Annotated in this window: 13 protein-coding genes; 9 read left to right on the top strand and 4 right to left on the bottom strand. The window is 47.5% G+C overall.

The features are described 5' to 3' along the window. Window positions 1–24 precede the first annotated feature (24 nt). The 4 genes from L383_RS06760 (at window position 25) to L383_RS06770 (ending at window position 5,570) form a co-directional block, all read left to right on the top strand. Window positions 25–1,581 carry a TnsD family Tn7-like transposition protein gene (locus L383_RS06760; RefSeq protein ID WP_023331521.1) on the top strand — a complete coding sequence of 519 codons (1,557 nt, stop codon included), beginning with the start codon at window positions 25–27 and terminating at the stop codon, window positions 1,579–1,581. Window positions 1,582–1,592: 11 nt separating this feature from the next. After that, window positions 1,593–2,519 (top strand): hypothetical protein, encoded by a 927-nt coding sequence (locus L383_RS06765; RefSeq protein WP_000262426.1) that lies wholly within the window; start codon window positions 1,593–1,595, stop codon window positions 2,517–2,519. Window positions 2,520–2,881: 362 nt separating this feature from the next. Then, window positions 2,882–3,181 carry a helix-turn-helix domain-containing protein gene (locus L383_RS0124240; protein WP_001097217.1) on the top strand — a complete coding sequence of 100 codons (300 nt, stop codon included), beginning with the start codon at window positions 2,882–2,884 and terminating at the stop codon, window positions 3,179–3,181. Window positions 3,182–3,743: 562 nt separating this feature from the next. Continuing rightward, entirely contained in the window at window positions 3,744–5,570 is a 1,827-nt protein-coding gene (locus L383_RS06770; RefSeq protein WP_023331520.1) for an AAA family ATPase, read from the top strand. Window positions 5,571–5,736: 166 nt separating this feature from the next. Here L383_RS06770 and L383_RS06775 read toward each other — a convergent pair whose 3' ends face one another. The 4 genes from L383_RS06775 to silR form a co-directional block, all read right to left on the bottom strand. Continuing rightward, window positions 5,737–6,087, bottom strand: a complete 351-nt coding sequence (locus tag L383_RS06775; protein WP_008786877.1) for a CopM family metallochaperone — start codon at window positions 6,085–6,087, stop codon at window positions 5,737–5,739. A 147-nt stretch (window positions 6,088–6,234) separates the two neighbouring features. After that, a complete protein-coding gene (gene silE, locus L383_RS06780) occupies window positions 6,235–6,666 on the bottom strand; it encodes a silver-binding protein SilE (protein WP_023165800.1) in 432 nt (143 codons plus the stop codon). 250 nt (window positions 6,667–6,916) lie between these two features. Continuing rightward, window positions 6,917–8,392, bottom strand: a complete 1,476-nt coding sequence (gene silS / locus L383_RS06785; RefSeq protein ID WP_023331519.1) for a copper/silver sensor histidine kinase SilS — start codon at window positions 8,390–8,392, stop codon at window positions 6,917–6,919. Next, a complete protein-coding gene (gene silR, locus L383_RS06790) occupies window positions 8,385–9,065 on the bottom strand; it encodes a copper/silver response regulator transcription factor SilR (RefSeq protein ID WP_023331518.1) in 681 nt (226 codons plus the stop codon). Before silR ends, silS begins: the two co-directional genes overlap by 8 nt. Window positions 9,066–9,254: 189 nt before the next feature. On the opposite strand from silR, the gene silC reads away from it, so the two are divergent. The 5 genes from silC (at window position 9,255) to L383_RS06815 (ending at window position 16,112) form a co-directional block, all read left to right on the top strand. Further along, on the top strand, window positions 9,255–10,640 hold the full coding sequence (gene silC, locus L383_RS06795) for a Cu(+)/Ag(+) efflux RND transporter outer membrane channel SilC (RefSeq protein ID WP_023331517.1): 1,386 nt from the start codon (window positions 9,255–9,257) through the stop codon (window positions 10,638–10,640). Between the two features lie 28 nt (window positions 10,641–10,668). Further along, window positions 10,669–11,022, top strand: coding sequence for a cation efflux system protein CusF (gene cusF / locus L383_RS06800; protein ID WP_001246153.1), 354 nt, complete (start codon window positions 10,669–10,671; stop codon window positions 11,020–11,022). A 113-nt stretch (window positions 11,023–11,135) separates the two neighbouring features. Continuing rightward, complete coding sequence (gene silB / locus L383_RS06805; RefSeq protein ID WP_013087116.1) at window positions 11,136–12,428, top strand: Cu(+)/Ag(+) efflux RND transporter periplasmic adaptor subunit SilB; 1,293 nt, start codon at window positions 11,136–11,138, stop codon at window positions 12,426–12,428. A 10-nt stretch (window positions 12,429–12,438) separates the two neighbouring features. Further along, window positions 12,439–15,585, top strand: a complete 3,147-nt coding sequence (gene silA / locus L383_RS06810; protein WP_023331516.1) for a Cu(+)/Ag(+) efflux RND transporter permease subunit SilA — start codon at window positions 12,439–12,441, stop codon at window positions 15,583–15,585. An 86-nt stretch (window positions 15,586–15,671) separates the two neighbouring features. Then, window positions 15,672–16,112, top strand: a complete 441-nt coding sequence (locus L383_RS06815) for a DUF411 domain-containing protein (protein ID WP_000758228.1) — start codon at window positions 15,672–15,674, stop codon at window positions 16,110–16,112. Window positions 16,113–16,226: the final 114 nt, after the last annotated feature.

Here is a 16,226-nt window from a genome sequence, read left to right as displayed (position 1 = left end):
AACGGTCAAAGAGAGGTGGGGTAAATGAGAATGTTGTCTGTTTTACCTGATGAATCCTTGTTCAGTCGGTTTTGTCGGACAGCTACCGTGTACGGTATGTCCCCATCTTCTCTGTTAACGATCATTTTCCACAAACCTGATATGAGCGTCCATCCAATTCTCAATTCAGGATTAAAGGCTATTTCTCTTCATACATCCGAAAGTGCAGACCAGCTCTGGCATGAACAGACTTTACTCCCTCTGTTTGCCTGGGCACTACCAATCAGTCGTAATGAAATTATGGATTTCAACACGACCCCTGCCAGGCTTAATCGATTGTGCCGCCTTAGTAATTTTTCACTAGGACAGCGGACACTATTGAAGTTTTGCCCGGTTTGCGCTCGTGAAGATACTTTTCATTATGGTGTTACTTATTGGCATCTGGCGCATCAACTTCATGGGGTTACAACCTGCCATCGGCACCAGGTAGTGCTTGAAAGCATCAATGTCCCTTCTGCACCGCACATACGTATTGGACTGATGCCTCCTGTTTCGTATACAGAACAACTCAGCAATGAGACAGACTTCGATTTTGCTAAATTTTGTTATGAGTCCATAAATATAATCAGAAGAAAAGAAATTTGTCACCCAAATTACATGGATGTACTTAAAAAGTTAAATTTATTATCATTGGACGGGAATCTGAAGAAAAATGTATTTTACGCACATGTTTATGCTAAGTGCCAGTTATTTGGGGAGGGTTCATCGGAGCTTCTACCGACATCCCTTACTGATTATCACTACTGGGAGCCTATACTCAAAGATAAATGTTGTCAGCATCCCACAAAGCACCTTTTGCTTTGTTATTGTTTGTTAAATACTTGCTGGCCAACGTATGCAGGAAGTCGTCCTAATAAAAAGAAAGAAATCTTTAAAAGTCATAAGGAATACAGCTTTCATATGGCTGATAATAATACTAGTGTTAGCAACCTTGGGAGAGAATTTAATCGCAGCAGATGTTACATTAAAACACTTATTTATAAAAAATACCTGAGGGCGTTTAAGCGAAACACAAAAATTAATATATTCACTGAATTGCTTATCAAGTCTATGGCTGTAAGGGGGTTTAGTCTGGCATCCATAGCTGAGAAAAACTCATTATCGGAAGGAACTGTATCCTCTGTAATTTCATCTTGTTACGGTTTATGCTCATGGCGTAAAAAATGTAAAAAAGATTCTTTAAGACGGCGTCATAAGCAGAAAATATTAAGATTTATACATAATCAATCCATTTCTGTAACGCGAAAGTTAGTCAAGGAAAGTTGTTATGCTAGTTTCTTTTGGCTAAATAAACATGAAAATGGCTGGCTTAATTCCTGTCTTCCTAAAGCAGTACGATGTTATAGAAATAAAAGAGTAGACTGGAGCGAGAGAGATATAATCTCATCATCATTAATAAATGTTGTTTTATCTCAGGGGCAATACCCGATGTCACTTACAAGCCTGGATGCTTTACTGGGGGGGCATAACTGGCTTTTGAAATACAGAGATAAACTACCAATGACAATGACACTTCTCAGGAAAAAGAATCTAATTAAATAAGAGGGAGTGATATGGTTTACGAAAATGAATTGTGGCACAGTTTTCTTCTGCGTTCACAGATAATGTATAACTTATCCAATTGCAGGAACATAATATCTAAGCATGGTGAACTAAGGTACGATGCCTTTCCTCGGCTCGAACTGATTGATATGTACAAATTGCATAGTTTGCAGGATATATATGACATTCTTGCCACAAGAAATGGTTATATACTAACTTCCAATATAGTGTCGTTATCTTCTGGTGTTTACGGGTATTTCAACGCTGTTGAAGATGCCTGTCGAAATAATTTACACATAACTAATTCATATCCATTGGTAAACATCTCAAAGATTCGTTACTGCCATAAATGTATTATTGAAGATATACACTCTAAAGGCATTGGTTATCTTCGTCATAGATGGTTGTTTGAATCTAAATGTGCAGCTCATAGTACCTGTTTATATGAGGTTTGTTTTGACAACTATTTGGATGCAGTGAAAGGACTTAGTGACTTAATTATAAGTGGAATAAATCCTCATGGTTATTGTTCCCTTGTGGTTGACATTTCAAATCCTTTCAAAACTCCAGTGTATTTATTGCCATGTGCCAGGGATAAAATTTTAAAATGGATTTCTGACAATAAAAATGAGCTGGTTTACTTTCTCTTTGACCTCTTTAAAAGTAAATCGCATTCTAGTTTATTAAAGGTTATTGAAGTCAGGATAATGCATAGTAGTTATATTTCTGCGGTGTTCAGGATATTGAGTGAGGTTAATTTTTGTAATTTCAACTCATTTATTACCGATTTATTCGAGGACGTAAGTTATGCCTCTGTTGGACTTGATGATTATTCTGTTAATGTGGATTTTCTCAGGCTAAAAGCCGCAGATTGCAAATTTTGCCGGTTCAATGGTAAAAATTTTTGCTCACTTTTTAATGTAAAGCTTCTTCGCTAATTTTTACTTCATTTATAAACTACTAAGAAAGCTAATAAGATAGGGTTATATATTTTGATTAGGGCGGGAATAAATTATCACTTCCCGAGTATCCCTGGGGGTTACCACCTGAGTATGATGCCGGTTAGCAACAACGTCTAAAAGACCTACGATCACGATAAATGTCACTGGGTCACTCTCAAGCAAAGTGGTCAGGGGTGCTAGATACCAGTACTGCTTACTCAACACGGCCTTGTTTTTGAAAGATGCCGAATCTTGGCAAGAGGCGTATTACAGCCTATAGTCTGTTAATGAGTATTACAGCTTATCTGCTGTAAATCCATTCGTTGTGCTTGTTAACCCGTCGATACGGAAGATCACTTATGAACACTCAATACGCTTTGAAGACCTTGAATCAGTTGCGTCCTGTTTTAATCGGCTTTCGCAAAGCCAATGGACTGACGCAAAGAGATGTTTCTGAACGTTTGGGTGTAACACAGCAAACTTATGCCCGACTGGAGGCCAACCCTGCAAGTGTGGGTTTTGAGCGTTTGTTTAGAGTGTTCAGCGTCCTTGGAGTGGAGATCGTACTTTCATCCAGGGAACCATTGTCAGATGCAAAGCCCGAATACGGAGCTTTGCACAATGATTCTTCACTTCCAGCCAGGCGGGAGAAATGGTGACGCCATGCGCTTCCCGGTCTAATTGTCTGCAGCAATATTAACCCCTTAGCGGCCTGAAGTATCAGGTTGCTATGAAGCCTTTCGTTTCTTCTGTTATGTTAAATACACCAGTTTGAGCTGTTTCGGACAACCATAAATTATCTCTTCACTCTTAAATGAAAATTTTATGTCGATCACATTATCGATGAATTTAGGAAATAATCCGTAAATGAAAATCTATCTACCTTTAAATTTATCAATGTCCGTACGACATAATTAATATCAAAGAATGTGTATTATTATCATTTAAGTCATAAAAGCCATGAGTCAGTTCCAAAAAATATAATGAGCATTGAAATTATTACCCATCATTCTGGAGTTTTAACTTAGCCATGTATCGAACCACAAGTTGGCTTCCGGTGTTTTGAGGAGCAGTAAAGTTCAGAAAGCGCGACCAGATCATAATCCAGAAATGTCGTTAAGATATTCTCAATAACGGTTATCCCTGCATGCTGGCAGGCATTTGAAAATATATTTTGTATTCAGGTTGCAGCAAAACGCTTTCTTACACACAGGACTTCATATGCGGCTCAAAAAATTAAAACTGAAAAACTTCAGAGGCTACAGAAACTCTACTGAAATCATTATTGATGAAGGCATGACGGGCATTGTTGGTCGTAATGACTTTGGGAAATCAACGCTTCTGGAAGCGCTGGCTATTTTTTTTGAAACAGAAGGAATGAAGGCTGACAAGAATGACATGAACTGTTTCAGCCTGAGAGAAGGGGAGGGCCGTTTTGAAATAGCCTGTGAATTCGATGATCTGCCCGATTTTATCATGATCGACGACAGGGTGCAGACCACGCTCGCCTCAGAACATCTGCTGAATGAAGACGGCAATTTTGAAATCGTCAAAACGTTTAAAGCAACGACCTCAGGAAAACCGGAGCAGACCTGCATCCGCTGCATCCACCCGGATGAGGAGCCCCTGAGAAATTTACTGGGCATGAAAATTTCCGAACTCAAGGCGGTGGGAAAAGAAGTTGAAAAAAATGTGGCGGATAAACGCACCGCATCGTTATGGCGTCAGGCCATCAGGGAAGCCGCCGCTCCCTATACCTGTTCGGAAATGTTGCTGGATGTCGATAAAGAGTTTGGAACCGACACAAAATCATTATGGGGTAAGATCCTCGATTTGCTGCCCACGTATGCGATTTTCAAAGCCGACAGGGAAAGCAGCGACGGGGATTCAGAAGCTAAAAACCCCTTACAGCAGGCCGTAAAAGACGCTCAGGCGGCGCTGCAGGACAAAATTACAGCGCTGGAAAATGAGATCCAGGACAGCGTACTGGATGTCGCACAGAGAACGCTGGATAAATTACGTGAAATGGCCCCCGAACTCGCCAGTGAACTGACTCCACGATTTAAGGAAAAACCCAAGTGGACCTTCAATTTCACCCTGGACGGGGAAAATGGCATCCCCATCAATAAGCGCGGCAGCGGGATAAGGAGGCTTATCCTGTTGAATTTTTTCCGGGCTGAGGCTGAAAAGAATGTCGCGGGGACGCCCAGAAACATGATTTATGCCATCGAAGAGCCTGAAACGTCACAGCATCCAAACTATCAGATGATGCTGATGAAAGCGTTGCTGGCACTGGCAGGCCAGCCGCACCGTCAGATTATCGTCACCACCCATGTCCCGGCGCTGGCCGGATTGATCCCTGTCGAAGGTGTACGTTATGTCACCCGAAATGAGGCGGGTGAACCCGTAGTAAAAATGCCGGATGACGCTGTGCTGAAGGAAGCCACTGAAAGCCTGGGGGTGCTGCCAGAGACCGGTATGGAAAGGGCGCAGGGGATTGTTCTGGTAGAGGGAAAGTCGGATGTCACTTTCCTGAGGCATGCGGCCAGTTCATTAAAACAGTCAGGTGTGCTGCCAGCCTCTCTGGAGGACGTGAAAATAGTGCCAGTCCTCATAGGAGGGTGTGGCAGCGTCAAACACTGGGTTACATTGAATCTGGCCAACGATCTGGGGCTTCCCTGGTGCGTTTTTCTGGACTCCGATATTGGGGGAGACCCTGCACAGGTTATGTCCATTCAGAAACGTAAAAGAGAAGTGGAGGATGCCGGTAAGGTATTCTTCGCCACGCGTAAACGTGAAATAGAGAACTATCTCTGCCCGGATCTGATCGAAGAAATGACCGGTGTAGCCGTCACGTTTACGGACACCTGTGATGCTAAAAAAATAATTGGCCGGGCGGTGGGAATGAAGCCCGATAATGTGCTTGATAAATTCTGGCCCCGGATGACAGCGGAAAGAATCATCTCAAGATCAACCTATCATGACGGAATGCAGGAAAGGATTGAGCTGGTTGAGATCCTGAGCGATATTGTTGCCATGACGAGATAATGTGTAAAAATTATCGCTGCTGCATATATTCCGGTCCACAGCAAAGGACCGGAGTATAGTATATAAAAAACCCGAAATTAATCGGGTTTTAATTATTTAACGTTTAACAGGCTCCCGTGCCCGGGAGTGAATTAAAATTACGCTTATTATGGCGTTTTTGCAATCTTTATTTTTGACTGCCAAGCCATTTATTCATCTGCTCGATTTCACCTTTCTGAGCTTTAATGATGTCCTGCGCAAGCTTTCTCATTTCGGGATCTTTTCCGTATTTAAGTTCGGTCTCAGCCATTGCTATTGCTCCTTCATGGTGTGCGATCATACCTTTTGCAAAGGCCTTATCGGGATCGGGCTCATTAACGGCGGCCATCATTTTGTCATGCATGTCTTTCATGCCAGCCATATATTCCTGTGACGATGCCGATGAGTGCATATCTGACATTTTCATTTCCGAATGTTCAGCAGAAATGGCTGGCAGGGATAACATTAATATTACAAAAAGGGTGTTTTTGATTTTCATTTAATAAATCCTTTTCAGGTAGGTACCGGTTAATTGTAGCTGAGTCAGATAAAAAAGCCCCCTGACGGGGGCAAAAATCTCACAACATATCCGGTTAAGGAATAATCTATCAAGGAAAGGGTAAAAGCACGGATACTACAGTCGCATTCAGCCTGCATTGATCATGCGGCGGTGCGCTTCGGCCATGGCCTGATGTGGGCCGGATTGCCCGTTATTCATGAATTCATGGGCAACCGCTGCTCTTTCATGCTCATTCATCGCCGTGTAAGATGTTGACGGGACGGTCGTGGATACTGTGTTATTTCCCATCATCTTCTGATGACTTTCCACCATTTTCTGGTGCGCATCCGCCGAGCCGTTCGTCATGGTTTCATGAGCAATAATGGCCTGTTCATGCTGGTCCATACCGGTCATACGAGGAGCAGTCCCCTGGATCCCGACAGGAGCCGCAGCAGACTGCATCTGGTGAGCAGGAGCCTGTGCATTGTTGACGCGATCATGGATATTCACGGTTTCAGTGGCCCAGGACGATGTAATTAAACCAAAGCCCAGCAAAGATGCTAATACGATATTTTTCATGATAACTCTCCATTTCTGAATTAGTGATGTCCGGGGAAGTACAACCGGTGTTTTCAGTTCCATAACTGAAACAGGTTCGGCAGCGTTTATTTCTCCGGGAGAAGGCTGGATATTCATTTCCTGGCGTACTCTGACGCCGGGTATTGATGAAGCAATCCAGCCTTCCTGATAAGTTGCACTAATTATATCGAATGGCTTCTGTTTGCTGCATGACAGGCTAATGACATCTTTGTCATTTAAATCTTTATTCTCAGCATTGGATTTCCGGGATCATTTTCTCCAGTCTGGGCACGGATAAGATAAAACGCGTGGAGCGTACGTCCGATTCCACCCGCACTCTTCCGTGATGTGCTTCCACGATTGACTTTACAATCGCAAGGCCGATGCCGCTGCCTTCTCCTTTTCGTTGTCTGGACGGATCCACCCGATAAAAACGGTCAAAAAGCCTTAATAAATGTTCTTCAGGGATTGGTTTCCCCGGATTTTCAATCACAAGGTCAAAAAAACTCTCCTGCTCTCTTATTGAGACGGTGATGGCCTGTCCCTCCGGGGTATAACGCAGGGCATTGGATAACAGATTATTGATCGCTCTTCTGAACATTTGTGGATCTCCCTCAACCAGGCAGGGCATTCCGTTAAATTTGAGCGTGATATTGCGTTCTTCGGCCCAGGCTTCGAAAAACTCGAAGACTTTCATGACTTCTGCTCTGAGGTCAAACCGGACCCTGTCAGGTATCAGCTGATTATTGTCCGCCTGCGCCAGAAACAGCATGTCGCTGACCATTTTGGTCATCCGGTTATACTCTTCAAGACTGGAGTAGAGGACATCCTCAAGTTCCTTCTGGGTTCGATCCTGACTCAGTGCGATTTCAGTCTGCGTCACCAGATTGGTGATGGGCGTTCTGATCTCGTGCGCGATATCGGCAGAGAAATTGGCCTGGCGGGTAAAGACATCCTCAATCTTTCCAATCATATGATTGAACGAGATAACCAGCTGCTCCAGCTCAATGGGAACGCGTGTCGGTTCCAGCCGCGCATCAAGATTCTCGGAGGTGATGTTTTTAATGGCATTGCTGACATTACGAAGGGGCAGGTGCCCCTGACGGACAGCGATGCGAATGATCAGAACAATCAGCAGGCTTATCACGACGGCGATCGCAATCAGATTTTTTTTCAGCGCATCGAGGTAATGGAGATGGAAATTAATGGAGAGGCCAGTCAGCATGACATAGTTCTGCTGTTTGCCCTGAAATATCGCCTGGCCAGAGGAGGCGATAATCCGGTATGTTTCCATCTTCATTTCAGACCCGGTATCCATCGGTCTCGCAGGATCCTCCACCGTCCAGAGAAAGACATCCCGTGCGCGGCTGTGCTCGCTAAAATCTGCGGAATTCACGGCCGGGCGTAGTGCCGCCCCCTGCGCTGAACTAAAGAGCACTTCCCCCCTGGGATTGAGGAGCAAAAGGGCAACGTTGCGGTAGCTGGCAATCGACTCCTTTATTTTGCTTACTTTTTTTTCATCCGGATCCACCGGGGACTGCAGTATACGGTTCAGGGTAGTGCTGATTTGTTGAAGATCGCTGACATCCTGCTCGGCAAAATGATTTTCAACAGAATGCAGCATAAACCAGGTGAAGGCGATAAAAGCCAGTATCGTGGACAGGCTGATAAAAAAGGTCAGCCGCAGGGCGAGTGAGAAAGGGCGCCTGGAAGGTTTGCTATGCATCCGGGGCCTCCAGCATATAGCCCACGCCCCGGACAGTCTGGATCAGCTTTGTCCCGTAATCGTTGTCTATTTTAGCGCGGAGTCGCTTTACGGCGACATCAATCGCGTTAGTGTCGCTGTCAAAATTCATGTCCCAGACCTGAGAGGCAATCAGGGAGCGGGGAAGAACCTCGCCCTGATGCCGAATGAAAAATTCCAGCAGGCTGAACTCTTTACTGGTGAGCACAATGCGGTTTCCGGCGCGACTGACTTTTCTGGATACGAGATCCATCGAGAGATCAGCCACCTTCAACTGGCTTTCCGTGATCATCGTGTTTCCCCGCCTCAGAAGGGTTCTCACCCGGGCCAGCAGTTCGGCAAACGCAAAGGGTTTAACCAGATAATCGTCCGCACCCAGTTCCAGTCCTTTGACCCTGTGTTCGATCGTGCCGAGGGCCGTCAGCAGTAAGACCGGCATACCCTTTCCGGCAGTGCGCAGCATGCGGATGATATCCCAGCCGTTCACATCAGGCAGCATGATGTCCAGAATGACTAAATCATACTCGGCTGTCATGGCGAGATGATATCCGGTAAGACCATTATCAGCGTGATCCACTACGAACCCTGCCTCTGTAAGCCCTTTGCTGAGATATTCACCTGTTTTAATTTCGTCTTCGACGATCAATATTTTCATCTTGCTCCCCGGCTGGCTGCTAAGGTCATTCTATTGCGCCCACGATCGTTATCAACGGATTACAGCAAAAATGACAACATTGTCATTATCCTGTCACCCGCCAAACAGAGAGCGTTCGGTAAAGTACCCCTATCAATACTCTGGACTTCATTTGAACCATTTACCAGGTCTGCCTGGACGAGAAGCGTTATGTTCAAATTAAAATTACTCAGCATTAGCACGATATTCATCCTGGCCGGTTGTGTCTCTCTGGCTCCTGAATATCAGCGCCCGGCAGCACCGGTACCCCAGCAGTTTTCACTGTCCCGAAACAGCCTGACGCCAGCAGTGAATGGTTATCAGGATACGGGCTGGCGTAACTTTTTTGTCGATCCCCAGGTTACACGGCTGATTACTGAAGCCCTGAATAATAACCGTGATTTGAGAATGGCTGCCCTGAAGGTTGAAGAGGCCCGGGCCCAGTTCAACGTCACGGATGCAGATCGTTATCCCCAGTTGAATGCCTCATCCGGGATCACATACAGCGGTGGCCTGAAAGGCGACAAGCCGACCACACAGGAGTACGACGCGGGTCTGGAACTCAGCTATGAGCTCGATTTTTTCGGCAAACTTAAGAACATGAGTGACGCTGATCGCCAGAACTACTTTGCCAGCGAAGAAGCCCGTCGGGCCGTACACATCCTGCTGGTATCCAACGTTTCACAAAGCTATTTCAGCCAGCAACTGGCGTACGAACAACTCCGTATTGCGCGGGAAACGCTGAAAAATTATCAACAGTCCTATGCTTTCGTTGAGCAGCAGCTCGTGACCGGGAGTACGAACGTTCTGGCGCTTGAACAGGCGAGAGGACAAATCGAAAGTACCCGCGCCGAAATAGCCAAACGAGAAGGCGATCTGGCTCAGGCAAACAATGCCCTGCAACTGGTGCTGGGAACGTACCGCGCACTTCCGTCAGAAAAAGGGATGAAAGGCGGGGAGATAGCACCAGTAAAATTGCCACCAAATCTGTCTTCACAAATTTTGCTGCAGCGACCGGATATTATGGAAGCGGAATATCAGCTGAAAGCGGCTGATGCCAATATTGGCGCAGCGCGAGCGGCCTTTTTCCCCTCCATTACCCTGACCAGTGGTCTTTCCGCAAGCAGTACGGAGCTGTCCAGCCTGTTTACGTCAGGAAGTGGAATGTGGAATTTTATCCCTAAAATTGAAATTCCTATATTTAATGCTGGCAGGAATAAAGCCAATCTGAAGCTGGCTGAAATTCGCCAGCAACAGTCGGTGGTTAATTACGAACAAAAAATTCAGTCAGCCTTTAAGGATGTTTCCGACACGCTTGCGCTGCGCGACAGCCTTAGCCAGCAACTTGAGTCACAGCAGCGTTATCTTGATTCACTTCAGATAACTCTCCAGCGTGCCAGAGGATTGTATGCAAGTGGTGCTGTCAGTTACATCGAAGTGCTGGATGCAGAACGTTCCCTCTTCGCTACGCAGCAAACCATTCTCGATCTTACCTATTCCCGACAGGTTAACGAAATTAATCTGTTTACCGCGCTGGGTGGCGGTTGGGTAGAGTAAATTTATTTAATTAATCAGGAAATTAAAAATGCGTAATTCACTTAAAGCCGTTTTATTTGGTGCCTTCTCTGTCATGTTCTCTGCCGGTCTTCATGCTGAAACACATCAGCATGGCGATATGAATGCTGCCAGTGATGCTTCGGTACAGCAGGTTATCAAGGGCACCGGTGTCGTTAAAGACATTGATATGAATAGTAAAAAAATCACCATTTCGCACGAAGCAATCCCTGCGGTGGGCTGGCCTGCAATGACCATGCGCTTCACTTTTGTTAATGCAGACGACGCTATCAATGCCCTGAAAACCGGCAACCATGTCGATTTCTCGTTTATTCAGCAGGGCAATATCTCCTTACTCAAAAGCATTAACGTGACGCAATCCTGATTAACAGTCCGGAGCGAATACATCCAGTGCGCCTGAACATTCATTAAGGGATTACTGTGAATGAATGATCGGGCGCATATGCCAGGTGTTTTGATTTTTCAGCGAGAAATTGTATGGCTTCTTTAAAGATAAAATATGCTGCAATAATTATCAGCAGCCTCATAGCAGGAGGGCTGATATCGGTTACTGCCTGGCAGTATGTAAACTCATCACAAAAAACAGTACAAACAGAACAAAAGGCACCGGAGAAAAAGGTACTTTTCTGGTATGACCCGATGAAACCGGATACCAAATTTGATAAACCCGGAAAATCGCCCTTTATGGATATGGACCTGGTGCCAAAATATGCTGATGAAAGTGGCGATAAAAGCAGTGGCGGGATCCGTATCGACCCAACCCAGGTTCAGAATCTGGGATTAAAAACGCAAAAAGTCACGCGAGGAATGCTGAATTATTCTCAGACAATCCCGGCTAATGTCAGTTACAACGAGTATCAGTTTGTCATTGTGCAGGCGCGTTCTGACGGTTTCGTCGAAAAAGTGTATCCCCTGACGATTGGCGATCATGTGAAGAAAGGCACGCCGCTTATCGATATCACCATTCCTGAATGGGTTGAGGCACAAAGTGAGTTCCTGCTGTTATCCGGTACAGGCGGTACGCCAACCCAGATAAAAGGGGTTCTGGAGCGACTTCGTCTGGCTGGTATGCCGGAAGAGGATATTCAAAGGCTGCGTACAACCCGCACCATCCAGACCCGTTTTACCATTAAAGCACCTATTGATGGCGTCATTACTGCATTTGACCTGCGCACCGGCATGAATATTTCGAAAGATAAGGTGGTGGCTCAGATTCAGGGAATGGACCCGGTCTGGATCAGCGCTGCAGTGCCAGAATCTATCGCCTATCTGCTGAAAGATACGTCGCAGTTTGAAATTTCGGTACCGGCTTATCCGGATAAAACATTCCATGTCGAAAAATGGAACATTCTTCCCAGCGTGGATCAGACAACCCGTACGCTTCAGGTCCGTCTCCAGGTTTCTAATAAGGATGAGTTTCTCAAGCCGGGCATGAATGCCTATCTGAAACTGAATACCAGGAGCCAGGAGATGCTGCTGATACCAAGCCAGGCCGTTATCGATACCGGCAAAGAACAGCGCGTGATTACTGTTGATGATGAAGGCAAGTTTGTGCCGAAACAGATCCACGTTCTGCATGAGTCACAGCAACAGTCCGGCATCGGCTCCGGCCTGAATGAAGGCGATACCGTGGTGGTCAGTGGCCTGTTCCTCATTGACTCTGAAGCCAATATTACGGGCGCACTGGAACGTATGCGCCACCCTGAAAAAACAGAAAGCAGTATGCCAGCAATGTCTGACCAGCCTGTAAATATGCATTCAGGGCACTGAGGAGACGACGATGATTGAATGGATTATCCGGCGCTCTGTCGCCAACCGTTTCCTGGTCATGATGGGGGCCCTGTTTCTCAGCATCTGGGGCACATGGACGATTATTAACACGCCTGTCGATGCCTTGCCTGACCTGTCAGATGTGCAGGTCATTATCAAAACCAGCTATCCCGGCCAGGCCCCGCAGATTGTAGAAAACCAGGTCACCTATCCACTTACCACCACCATGCTGTCCGTGCCTGGCGCAAAAACCGTGCGTGGTTTTTCACAGTTCGGTGATTCGTATGTGTATGTCATTTTTGAAGACGGCACCGATCTGTACTGGGCCCGTTCCCGCGTGCTGGAGTACCTGAACCAGGTACAGGGAAAACTGCCCGCCGGTGTGAGTTCTGAAATCGGTCCGGACGCCACGGGGGTGGGCTGGATATTTGAATATGCCCTTGTCGATCGCAGCGGAAAACACGACCTTTCAGAACTGCGTTCTCTGCAGGACTGGTTCCTGAAATTTGAGCTGAAAACCATCCCGAACGTGGCTGAGGTCGCTTCGGTTGGCGGCGTGGTGAAACAGTACCAGATTCAGGTCAATCCGGTAAAACTGTCTCAGTATGGTATCAGCCTGCCCGAAGTGAAACAGGCCCTTGAATCGTCTAACCAGGAGGCCGGTGGCTCATCCGTTGAAATGGCCGAAGCTGAGTATATGGTCCGTGCCAGCGGTTATCTTCAGAGCATTGATGATTTTAATAACATCGTCCTGAAAACAGGCGAGAACGGCGTGCCGGTTTATCTGCGGGATGTTGCCCGCGTGCAGACCGGGCCTGAAATGCGGCGTGGTATTGCCGAGCTGAACGGCCAGGGCGAAGTCGCTGGCGGCGTGGTGATCCTGCGGTCGGGTAAAAATGCACGCGACGTTATCACGGCAGTGAGGGATAAACTTGAGACGCTGAAGGCCAGCCTGCCGGAAGGCGTTGAAATCGTGACCACCTACGATCGCAGCCAGCTCATCGACCGGGCGATTGATAACCTCAGTTCCAAACTTCTGGAAGAGTTTATCGTGGTGGCCATCGTCTGTGCCCTGTTCCTGTGGCACGTACGTTCTGCCCTGGTGGCGATTATCTCTCTGCCGCTTGGTCTGTGTATCGCCTTTATCGTCATGCACTTCCAGGGACTGAACGCCAATATCATGTCGCTGGGAGGGATAGCGATTGCCGTCGGTGCGATGGTGGATGCCGCCATTGTGATGATTGAGAATGCGCATAAGCGGCTTGAGGAGTGGGATCATCAGCATCCGGGTGAGCAGATTGACAACGCCACCCGCTGGAAGGTGATTACCGATGCCTCCGTTGAAGTGGGACCCGCACTGTTTATCAGCCTGCTGATCATCACCCTGTCCTTTATTCCTATCTTTACCCTGGAAGGTCAGGAAGGACGTCTGTTTGGCCCGCTGGCATTCACGAAAACGTACTCCATGGCGGGCGCGGCCGCGCTGGCCATCATCGTCATTCCGATTCTGATGGGATTCTGGATCCGGGGGAAAATTCCTGCAGAGACCAGTAACCCCCTGAACCGGGTACTGATCAAAGCGTATCATCCATTGCTGTTGCGGGTTCTCCACTGGCCAAAAACAACCCTGCTGGTTGCGGCCTTGTCCATTTTCACCGTTATCTGGCCGCTGAGCCAGGTGGGCGGTGAGTTTCTGCCGAAGATTAACGAGGGCGACCTGTTGTATATGCCGTCGACCCTGCCGGGTGTCTCTCCGGCTGAAGCTGCAGCGCTCCTGCAGACGACGGACAAGTTAATCAAAAGCGTTCCTGAAGTGGCCTCTGTATTTGGCAAGACCGGTAAAGCAGAGACCGCCACGGATTCCGCACCGCTCGAAATGGTTGAAACCACGATCCAGCTCAAACCTGAGGATCAGTGGCGTCCAGGCATGACGATTGACAAGATTATTGAAGAACTCGACAGGACCGTCCGTTTACCGGGGCTGGCAAACCTCTGGGTGCCGCCAATCCGTAACCGTATTGATATGCTCTCAACCGGGATCAAAAGCCCGATAGGTATCAAAGTGTCCGGGACTGTTCTGTCGGATATCGACGCGACGGCGCAGAGTATCGAGGCGGTAACCAAAACGGTACCGGGTGTGGTGTCTGTCCTGGCTGAGCGACTGGAAGGTGGACGTTACATTGATGTGGACATTAACCGGGAAAAAGCTTCCCGGTACGGGATGACAGTAGGTGATGTCCAGCTGTTCGTCTCATCAGCCATCGGCGGTGCGACGGTAGGGGAAACGGTGGAAGGCGTGGCCCGGTACCCTATTAACATTCGTTACCCACAGGATTACCGCAACAGTCCGCAGGCGCTGAAACATATGCCGATCCTGACCCCGATGAAGCAGCAGATCACACTGGGCGATGTTGCCGATATTAAAGTCGTTTCCGGACCAACCATGCTGAAAACCGAAAATGCCCGGCCAGCCAGCTGGATTTATGTTGATGCCCGCGGCAGGGACATGGTGTCAGTGGTTAACGATATTAAGACGGTCATCAGCGAGAAAGTGAAACTGAGACCGGGGACCAGTGTGGCATTCTCAGGACAGTTTGAATTACTCGAGCACGCCAACAAGAAATTAAAACTGATGGTACCGATGACGGTGATGATCATTTTCATCCTGTTATATCTGGCATTTCGCCGTGTTGACGAAGCCCTGCTGATTCTGATGAGTCTGCCGTTTGCGTTGATTGGCGGGATATGGTTCCTGTACTGGCAGGGCTTCCATATGTCTGTGGCGACCGGAACCGGATTTATCGCCCTGGCCGGGGTGGCAGCAGAGTTTGGCGTGGTCATGCTGATGTATCTGCGTCATGCCATTGAAGCGCACCCGGAATTGTCCCGTAAAGAGACGTTCACACCGGAAGGCCTTGATGAAGCCCTCTATCATGGTGCCGTACTGCGTGTCCGGCCGAAAGCCATGACCGTGGCGGTGATCATTGCGGGTCTGCTGCCAATACTCTGGGGAACCGGTGCAGGTTCAGAAGTCATGAGCCGTATCGCGGCACCCATGATTGGTGGGATGATCACGGCTCCGCTGCTGTCCCTGTTCATTATTCCTGCCGCCTACAAATTAATCTGGCTGCGCAGACATAAAAAAAGCGTGTCCTGAACCTGAAAGGGCACCCCCTGTGGGTGTCCTTCTTTACTGATTCACCCTGACGTCAGGGTTTAAATCGATAATATACAGAGGTGAGTATGAAAAAAGTGGTTCTGATGGCGCTGGCTCTCGGCCTTTCACTGCCCGCGATGGCGAGTGAAAAAGTGATTGATATGTACAAATCTGAAAACTGTGGCTGTTGTTCCCTGTGGGGCAAAGCGATGGAAAAAGACGGGTTTGAAGTACGAACTCACGTCATGAATGATCAGGCGCTGTCAGCCCTGAAAGAAAAGCATGCTATTCCTGCAGGACTGCGAAGTTGTCATACCGCGGTTGCCGGTAATTTGATCATTGAAGGCCATGTGCCTGCGACAACGATACATAAGGCAATGCAGTCTGGTTCAGGTATATACGGTCTCGCCACCCCCGGTATGCCAGCAGGAAGTCCTGGAATGGAGATGGGAGCCCGAAAAGAGGCTTACGATGTTATCGCATTCTCACCGGATGGAAGTAAAAAAGTCTTCCAGCGAATCGAATAGTCAGCGGAACGGCTGATAACGGGACGCCGGCAGCAGGCACTCTTATGCCGGCGGCATTCGTGGTAATCGCATCCATGACATACCCTGAAGACAGAAGATGCTTCGGTATGCATA

It is taken from the genome of Enterobacter sp. MGH 37 (assembly GCF_000534515.1).
Classification (GTDB): domain Bacteria; phylum Pseudomonadota; class Gammaproteobacteria; order Enterobacterales; family Enterobacteriaceae; genus Enterobacter; species Enterobacter kobei.
Note: the sequence above shows the minus strand (reverse complement) of the source record. Positions and strands in the feature narration are given on the sequence as shown.